Raw genomic sequence first — 7145 nt, forward strand, 5'->3', positions numbered from 1 at the left:
TCTCCCGCGTCATCGACGCCATGTTCGCAGAGGCATACGACGAGCGTGAGTTTGCAGGCCGCTACTTCCTGACGTGGGATGCGCTGCGCGCGATGCGCCACGCCGGCATGGAGATCGGCGGGCACGGACACCTGCACTTCACCGACACGGCCGTATCGTCTGACGAAGCCGCGGCCGACGCGCGCCGCTGCCTGTCGCTGCTCGAGCAGCGCCTCGCCATGACGGTGCGCAGCTACGCCTATCCCTACGGAATCTACGTACCCGCAACGGTGAACGTCCTGCGCGCCCACCCCATCGACGCCGCCTTCACGTGCCGCGCCGGGCTCGACTGGATCGACTCGCCCCTGACCATCGACCGCCTCGACTGCTCCATGTTCCCCACGCAGGCGAACGCGGAGCCCTGCGCGTGGTCGGTTGCGGAGAAGCGGGCCGCGGAGCACGCCCAACCGAGCTGACCCCCGGTCGCGCGCGATCAGGCGCCTGCGAGAACGCAGTCGACGACGACCGTGTAGTGCTCGGCGCGATTGCCCCAGTTGTAATCGGCGATGAAGCCCTCATCGACCACGGCCGGCGCGTTGCTGCCCAGGGCACTGCGCAACGCCGCGAGCGCGTCCTCGACCGTGGTGCAGTAGACGAGGCTGGGCACATCGCGCAGGTCGATCAGGGGGCGTTCGAGCAAGACCGAGATGACGTGCTTTCCCAGCAGGTGCGCGTCCTTCCCCACCTGGGAGTGATCGGTCATCACCACATCCGCCATGCCGACGACCTCGGTGATGGGCGTGGCGGCGTCTAGAAGGGTGTGCCCGTTCAGGAAGGGCTCCAGGTCGAGGTAGCGCTCGCGATACATGGGGTGCGGCTTGATGAGCACGCGGGTATCGCCCGCCGCCGTGGCCTCGAGAACAGCGCGCATCCACACCTTCTCGGCCGGGTCGTATCCGGAGGTGGCCACGAGCACGACCTTCGCCGCCGGCCGAGCGGCGTCGGGCTGACCGTAGCGATACAGCTGCGGATGACCGGCCTTGACGATCTCGAAGCGATCGCCGAACACCTGACGCAAGGACCGCTCGGCCTGCCGCCCGTAGCAGAAGACCGTGTCCGCGAGGTAGGCGTAGGGATTGGTGTAGAGACGCTCCGAGATGGAGGCCGACACCATGGCCAGTCCGCGCACACCGAGGGGTGCCGCCAGGCGCTGCACGTGATAGGCCATGGCCGTTGAATCCGGAACATAGAAGACGTGCGAGTAGCGCGCCAGATCGAGGCTTGATGCGTACCTCGACAGCTTTGCCACCTCCGTCGCGCTCGTCGCGGTGAGCGAGAGGTTGGCCAGGCACTCGAACGCGTCTCGGGGGGCCGCATACCAGGCCTGCCGAACCACGCGCCAAAGCGCATCGTCGCTGACGTCGAATGCGAGATCGGGCGTCTGGAAGGGAATGCCGCGGGCCTGCAGCCGCTCTGCCACCCGCGTGTCGCACGCGATGACATCGAACGGCACCCCACGACGCGCAAGCTCGTCGAACACGGGATAGTAAGGCGTGAGGTAGAGCCCGTACTCGTTGTCGTGCGCCACGAACAGAACGCGCGGGCCAACGCGCTCAGCTCCAGCGGGCCTCGCCTCGCCGACCTCTGGCGCGACTTCCCCAGAATGCTCAACCGATCGCAGCCCGGCTCCGAGCAGGCCCACGAGACCGTCGAAAACCTCTGCCCGCCCATCGTCGTCGATGCGGTGAAACGACGTAGGCCCCTGGGTCTCGAGGGCCAGGTGAAGGGGATGGGCCGCATCGAGACGGCAGAAGCAGACCACATCGTGGGGCGCCACCTCGGCAAACGCCAGCGTGTGCCGCGTGAGCAGCCTGTAGGCATCGCCGAGCCCCTGGAAGACCCGCGCACGTCGGGCGGGAACGGGATCGTCCAGCGCTTCCTGCACCCGCTCCCAGTGAGCGTTCACGCGCTCGTCGTCGACGTGAATGAGGTTGCGGAGCGTGGGGTGCCCGTCGATCTGCTGGGCGGTGAAGTACACCGCCCCATCGGGCGGATTGGCCCCGAGGTAGCGCTCGAGGGCCGCGCGGCCCGTGTAGAACATCACCCGGATCGAGCGGTTGGTGCGCGCGGTGTGCTGGCGAACCCTCACCATGTCGCCTCTCGACTGCGCAGCCGCCGCCCGAGACTCGGCGGCGCGGCGCACCGCGGCCTCGAGCCCCCGAGGAGACGCCGGAGCCATCACGTCGCCCACCGGCTCCCCGAGGCACGCCTCGAGCGCCTGCAACGCGAAGAGGCTGGCGCCACGGCCGCGACAGGCATCGGCGCCGAGTGCGAGCACCGCCTTCCCGCGCGAGCGCGCGACGAACTCGAAGCAGTGGGCCAGCATATCGTCAGCGGCGCGGGCCACGTGGGTGAACCCATCGAACGCAACCCCGTCGAGCCGATCGAGCACCTCCCCGATCTGCGAAATCGTGCTCGAGTTCAGGCAGAGGTTCACCTGGTAGTCGAGAAGCGTCGAAGGGTGGGGCTCGTAAGACGCCCGGGCCTCTTCCTTGCGCTCCGCCGCCGACCGATGCGCGGGAGAGAGCAGCGTGCTGCTGGCCCCTCGCGCCTCCAGCGCCGCGTGGGCCGCCTCGCTCGGGGTGAACCAGACCAGCCGCAGGCCGCGGCTGGCGAGCCACTCCGCGACGTCGACAAGATCCGCGGAGGGTTCGTCACCTTGCCAGAACAGGGCCAGACCAGGCGTGGGCGACGGGGCATCGACGACCGCGCCGCGCTCGCTGCCTGGCCGTGGGGGGGAGGGGCTCGATGACGCGAACATCTCGCAGAACCCGCGCAAGGTGCGCTCCCAGGGCTGGAGCGCGCCGCCCTCGAGGCGTGAGATGTCGAGGCGCCGGCCGTAGCCGAGGGCGAGATCGAAGATGGAGGCCCGTTCGAGCCTGAGGAAGACGCGGGCACGCGTTCCCTCGCCCAGACCGTGGAGGCGGGCCACCGTGAGGGGATGGAGATCGCCCAGGTACAAGAACATGGCCACCGCGCGCAGGGGGGTCGACGCCGCTGACACGGCCGCGAGGAACCTCCCGCGGATGTCGGCCGCCGCCGCCGCCGTCAGGGGGCGCGTGAGCGGGCGACACCCGTCGATCGGGTCGTCAGCGTACGCGGGCGGTCCCGGATTCTTCGCCAGCCACTGGCGCACGTCGTCCGGGTGGCTGTAGTAGACGAGCTGGAGGTCAGCCGCGCTCACGCCGCTCTCCTCGGGCGGCGGCGACGACCGCCGGCTGAACAGGGAAAGCAGGCGTTGGCCAAGGCCGCTCGGGCGACCGCCCTCGCGATCGGGCGCATCTGACACGTCGAGCGGATGTCGCGCCAGCACCGCGCCATCGTCGGGCGCCTCGATATAGAGCCACCCCTGACCGCTGCGAAGCGCAGGAGGAAGGGCCAGACGAAAGGGCACGGCCTCTCCCCACGCCTCCCCTTCTCCCACCGACAGGGTCTCGAGAGGCACCCGCCCGTCATCGCTGCAGAACGTGAGCGCCAGCGTCGACCCCACGCCGCGCAGCCCACCCACCGTGCCCTCGATGGTCTCGCCCGCACCGACCTCGGCACGGGTCAGGAACAGCTGGGCGGCCACCACCTCGACGGAGTGTGTCGCCTCGGCCCCGCTCGACTGCGTTCGGATCGTCAGATCGTACCGCCCCGGACGCACGCAGGCAGGCACCTGGAACGCCACGGTGCCCGTCGACGTGACCGCCATTGCGTACAGCAGGGGGTCGGGGCCCTGCAAGGTGACGTCGGCGGGCGCCCCGTCAACGGCCACCGTGAGGCGCCCCCCAGCGGTCACCTGGCGAGCGGCTGACAGAGGAGAGAGGACGGTCATCAAACAGGGGTTACACGCGCTGTCGGGGAGTCCTCCGCTCGTCACGCAACGAAGGAATCGCCCCGGATTGGACGAAGCCCGCGGGCCCATGAGGAGCCTCTGATGCAGTACTTTCAACAACCTTCGTATGTCGAGTACCTGCGGGAGCATTGCAGCCCGCAGCTCGAGGAGACCCGCGGCCGCGTGGTGGGCCTGCAGCTGGCCCGACAGGTTCTCGACCGTCTGGGCCCCAAGCCCGGCCAGCGCGTGCTGGAGATCGGGTGCGGGCTGGGACGCATCCTGCACCTGCTCGAGACCGAGTATGGGGTAGAGGTGTTCGGCTGCGACATCTCCGAGAGCGTGGTGGCCGAGGCGCAGCGGCTGCTGCCCCACGCGGCCGGACGCATCACCGTCTCCCCCAGCGACGACGTCGCCCATCGCGGGCAGCACTTCGATCACGTGGTGCTCTGGGGGGTGTTCGAGATGACCACCCAGCGCCAGACCCTGGTCGAGATCTCGCGGCTGCTGCGGGTGGGCGGCCAGGCCCTTCTGTGCAGCGTGAAGCCCGCCCGCTACGCGCCAGACGATGAAGACAGCGAAGCGGCGCGACGGGCCTACATCGAGAAGCGCATCCCGATTCGCTACACCGATATCGAGGCCTTCGAGCGCCTCGCCTCGTTCCTCGGATTCACCGTGCGGGAGCGCATGGTCTTCGAGTACAAGCGCGACCTCACGAGCGAGCGGTACACCGTCGAGACCGCCCCCCGCACAGACATGGCGGCCAGCGACGTCTTCTACGTGCTCGAGAAGACGACGCGCACCCCGCTCGACGCGCAGGTGCAGATCTCGCCGGAAGACGTGGGCACGGAGGCGGGCACGCGATGAAGGAGCCCCGCCGCGGAACCCTCTACGTCTGCCCCATCATCAACGCCATGGGCCCGGTGGTCGATGCGCGCCACGCCGATCTGCTCGATTCGTGGGAGGTCGTCGACAAAGCCCTCGGTCAGATCTTCGACCCCGCCTACCGACGCCGCTACTGCGACTCGGCGGGCGAGCCCATGGTCTTCTCGTGGTTCTTCATCAGCTGGTCCGGGTTTCGTAGCAATCCGGTGCAACGCGACTTCGGTTGGTTCAACGTGTTCGACCACTATCGCGAGCGCTGGGGCGACCGGATGGCCCAGTACGGCGACCAGCTGTACTGGATGTACAACCACCCTGCGGCCTCTGGCGTCGGCAACGAGTGGGGCCTCGACTGGCTTGAGAACAGCCATTACCTCGAGATCCTCATGCGCTATGTGGCCGAGCGCGCGTACTTCCCGTCGGTCGTGCAGGTGGTGACCGAGAAGAACGACACGTCGCACTTCCTCGAGAACTTCTTTCCCTACGATCTGGGGAACCGCAACAGCGTCGACGTGAACTGGAACGCCCTGAACGCCGATGGCAAGCCCATGTTCGAGGTCATCGACTGGCGCCGCGCCACGCACCAGTGGGAGATCTACGCGCCCGACGCGGTCGACTACCAGAGCCGCGGCGCCATGAAGCGTCGAATCGGTCGCCTCGTCGACATCAAGTCCATCGTCCACGAGCTCAAGGAGTACGAGATCGAGAAGGCGTTCCAGCTGTGCCTCGAAGGGCACGACGCCATGCTTTCGGCCTACGAGCACGATTTCCGCGATCGCGCGGAGGTCATCCACGAACGCATGATCGAACCCATCCACCGACTGTCGAAGAAGTACCCGGAGGTCTCGTGGTCGTACCGCAACTCACTCGACGCGTTCAACCTCATGAACGCGCCGGGCCGAGGCAGCGCGGCGACCTTCACCACCCGCGTCGACCGCAACGGCAACGTGATGCTGCTGGCCGACAACCCCATCTTCGGCACCGTTCCCTTCACGTTCCTCAAGAAGGGCGACGCCTACCGGCTGATGCCCTTCCTGCGCGTGGGAGAGAACGTCTGGCTGGTTCCGAGCGCGGCGCTCGACCCGGGAGCAACCCTCTACGTGGCGTGCAACAGCCCGAGCGGCAGAACCACGATTCAGCACTTCGCGGTCGACGCCGTGCTGGCGCAGACGGCACAGCCGTAGCCGTCCTGAGCGATGCACGTGCGTCGTGAGGCCAGGGCGACCGTCTTGCGCGCCGCGCTTGTGGCCCTGTGCGCACTGTCGCTTGCATTCTGCCAGGCGATCGCGGCGCCCCAGCCGGCCGGTCAGGTGGTGGTGAACGGGGTGCGTCTCGCGGCGCCCTTCTACCGCGAAGGCCGCCATCTCTACTACCCCGTTCTCGCCATCGCCCGCGCGCTCGGGGCGAACATGACCTGGGATACGGGGCAGAAGCGGCTCTTGCGGGCGGGCCGACCCGTCGTGGGTCGCGTGGAGCTCATCGACGCAGCTCCGTGCGTCACGTGGACGACGCTGCAGCGTCTCTTCCCCGAGATGCGCTACGGCGTGAGCGGAAGCACCGCGAAGTTCGAGACGCGCGAGAGCCGCGCGATGCCCGCCGACACCGCGTCGTCGTCGGGCTCGACGGCCACCTCGGGCGCCGGCATGACCAGTCGAGAGCTCGCGGTCATCGCCGAGCTCAACCTCGCCCGCACACAGCCCGGGCAGTACGCCGGGTTCATCACCGCCACCCTCGAGAGCTACCACGACAACGTCCGCGTGGCCGAGAACGGCATGCAGATCCGCACGAAGGAGGGCGCGCGCGCCGCGCAAGAGGCCATCGCGTTCCTCGAGAAGCAGCGCGCCGTCGGGCCGCTCGACCCGTGTCACGGCCTGTACCTGGCCGCGCGCGATCACATGCTCGACCAGTCGGTCACGGGCGCCACCGGCCACAGCGGCAGCGATGGCAGCAGCCCCTTCGACCGAATCCATCGATACGGCCAGGCCAGACGCATGGGCGAGAACATCGCCTACGGCCCCGAGAGCGCGCGAGACATCGTGATGCAGCTCATCATCGATGACGGGGTGGCCGATCGCGGTCACCGCACCAACATCTACAGGGCCGAGTACGATGCCGTGGGCGTCGCCATCGGGCCGCACAAGAACCTGCGCGTGATCTGCGTGATGGACTTCGGGCTGGGGTTCGTGGAGACGTTGCGCTGAGCGCCCGCGGGCGGCACGCGCACCGGAACACCTCGCTAGACCGAGCTCCTCGCGCAGCGAAACCCACCCCGGTCACAAGACGTCTCCGGCAGGCCGCCATCTCGATGCGCGCCACGAAAGAAATCGATGTTGGGACTGAGCCAAGACCCTCCGCGAGCGATGCGGGGCCCCAACGCCATCCCCTCCCGCCCGTCGTCGGCGCGATAGGG

At 68.4% G+C, this 7145-nt stretch carries 5 protein-coding genes; 4 read left to right on the plus strand and 1 reads right to left on the minus strand.

The annotated features are described in order from the left end of the window. The coding region (locus EB084_16270) for a polysaccharide deacetylase family protein (protein ID NDD29812.1) at positions 1–455 on the plus strand (455 nt) is incomplete at its 5' end. A gap of 17 nt (positions 456–472) precedes the next feature. Here EB084_16270 and EB084_16275 read toward each other — a convergent pair. Further along, on the minus strand, positions 473–3856 hold the full coding sequence (locus EB084_16275) for a hypothetical protein (protein NDD29813.1): 3384 nt from the start codon (positions 3854–3856) through the stop codon (positions 473–475). Positions 3857–3958: 102 nt separating this feature from the next. On the opposite strand from EB084_16275, the gene EB084_16280 reads away from it, so the two are divergent. Genes EB084_16280 through EB084_16290 form a run of 3 tightly spaced genes read left to right on the plus strand, consistent with a single transcriptional unit; the run spans position 3959 to position 6936 of the window. Continuing rightward, positions 3959–4720, plus strand: a complete 762-nt coding sequence (locus EB084_16280) for a class I SAM-dependent methyltransferase (GenBank protein ID NDD29814.1) — start codon at positions 3959–3961, stop codon at positions 4718–4720. Continuing rightward, positions 4717–5919: a hypothetical protein gene (locus EB084_16285; GenBank protein NDD29815.1), complete on the plus strand. Its 1203-nt coding sequence runs from the start codon at positions 4717–4719 to the stop codon at positions 5917–5919. Before EB084_16280 ends, EB084_16285 begins: the two co-directional genes overlap by 4 nt. Positions 5920–5931: 12 nt before the next feature. Continuing rightward, entirely contained in the window at positions 5932–6936 is a 1005-nt protein-coding gene (locus tag EB084_16290; GenBank protein ID NDD29816.1) for a CAP domain-containing protein, read from the plus strand. Positions 6937–7145 lie beyond the last annotated feature (209 nt).

The organism is Pseudomonadota bacterium (assembly GCA_010028905.1).
Taxonomy (GTDB): domain Bacteria; phylum Vulcanimicrobiota; class Xenobia; order RGZZ01; family RGZZ01; genus RGZZ01.